Here is a 2017-nt window from a genome sequence, read left to right as displayed (position 1 = left end):
TTGGCGAGTAATTGCTTCGTTAAAATCACCTTCTTGAATAGATGTAGATTGGTTATCTGTACCTCTCTGTCTTACATCTGCTTCGTTGTTAAATCCACTTGGTGGTGGAACAACTTCACCTGTTTGCCAGATACGCGCTTTATTATCGCCTGTACCTAAACCATCAGCTTGGTCTGTGTAAGCAGAATTAAAAACACCTGCTTGCCTTACCATTACTTTATTGTCGTTACCATTTTGGATAGACTCACCAGAGTTCCCTAGTTGTCCTGAAAGTGGAGCTACGTAATTAGCATCTACTGCTGAATTACCGTTAATGTCTGTCATTGAGCCAGCGTTTGTGTCCCAACTTTGCGCCATCATTGCGCCTGAGAATAATAGTGCCGCAGCACCAAAAATTACTTTTTTCATGTTGAATATATATTGATTAATAGCATTGTAAAGATATACATTTTTTATACGCTCCTACTTTGTAAATTGAGAAAGTTTTAACATTTTAACAGTAAATTCGATTATTAAGTAATTTTTATCGATGAAATACCATTTTTAACATAAAGTAGCCACACTGAAGCTTGGTGTTAAATACTTGATTTTGTTTGTTTTATACGTAGTTCTACGTAGGCAAAACATAACATGGCTAGACCATACAAGTAAAAAGAATACGTTTTATATATTAAAAAATCCCCTAAAAATACCAGAAATCATTTCTTATAAAAAAAAGGAGAATGGTTGCTATTTAGCCATTCTCCTTTTAATTATTTATGTTATGATTATTAACTAATCACTGTATGATTTAATTGCTTATTAGCATCCGTTTCCAGTACCATCATCACAAGGGTTAGCAATATCGAATGAGTTTAATCCATCAGGACAAACTAAATCTGCAGGATCTTGGAAATCACATCCTTCAGCATCTGCTGCGAAATCTCCATCTGGTCCTAATTGTAAGATATCTGCAATGTTACCTCCATTTGGGCTTCCTACTGGAGTTCCTCCTGGCAAGTTTTGAGATACTTTATAACTGTGTCCTCCCCAACCTTGTTCTTTTTGTACAACTAAGATTGTGTTCATAGTTCCTCTTTGTCCAGTTTCAACTGCATTTCCATCACCTCCTTGGTAAGTACTTAAGTGGTTATCATTACCTCTTTGCGTAGATAAAGCAGAGTTATTATCACCATATTGTCTTTGGTAAGCTAAATGGTCAACACCATTTTGAGCTATACCTGCAACATTATCGTCTCCATCTTGATCTTGACGTGCATAGTTATCTCCTCCACCTGAAGAACCAAAAGCATTCTGAACTATAGCAGCTGCATTTCTTTCTCCATCTTGGTTTTGTTCTGCGTAATTACCTTGATCTGAAGCTATACCAAATTGACCGATATATGCTTCATTTTCAGTTCCAGACTGGTTTTGTAATGCTTCAGCTTTTGCAGATCCTTGATTAAAAGTCCCATTTGCTACGTTATCGACACCTAACAATCCTGCATAAATTCCAGGAGCAGAAGCTGTAAAAACTCCACCTGCACCACTACCTTGATCTACAACGGCATCATTACCTATTCCTGATGCTGCATTTGAAGTTTGGTTTTGGTTAGACTTATTATCATCACCTAGCTGTACTGATCTTGCTGTATTACGAGCAGAACCGTTTTGGCGCATTCTAGATACGTTATCGTCACCATATTGCTCTAATAAAGCTTCGTGACCTGCAGATTGATTTGGTCCAGCATCCTGACGAATGTCTGCAACGTTATCATCTCCTTCTTGTACTGTTCTTGCATCACTATTGTCATACACCTGAACTGTTTTCGCTGAGTTATCTTTTCCGTCTTGCTCAATCATAGCAAAATTAGATTCTCCTTGTTGTCCAATTCCGTGGTGAATTTTAGCTCTGTTTCCTTCGCTTACTCCTAAAGTAGCTTCTTTCATACCTTGGCGAGTAATTGCTTCGTTAAAATCACCTTCTTGAATAGATGTAGATTGGTTATCTGTACCTCTCTGTCTTACATCTGCTTCG

Annotated in this window: 1 protein-coding gene and 1 pseudogene; both read right to left on the bottom strand. The window is 37.5% G+C overall.

The window, feature by feature from the left end; genetic code table 11:
- A pseudogene (locus ACVC5O_RS09120) lies at positions 1–408 on the bottom strand (curlin); the annotation flags it as partial.
- A gap of 393 nt (positions 409–801) precedes the next feature.
- On the bottom strand, positions 802–2017 hold a 1216-nt coding region (locus ACVC5O_RS09115; RefSeq protein WP_452221170.1), incomplete at its 5' end, for a curlin.

It is taken from the genome of Lacinutrix salivirga (assembly GCF_053604675.1).
This window is presented reverse-complemented; position numbering and strand designations above follow the sequence as displayed.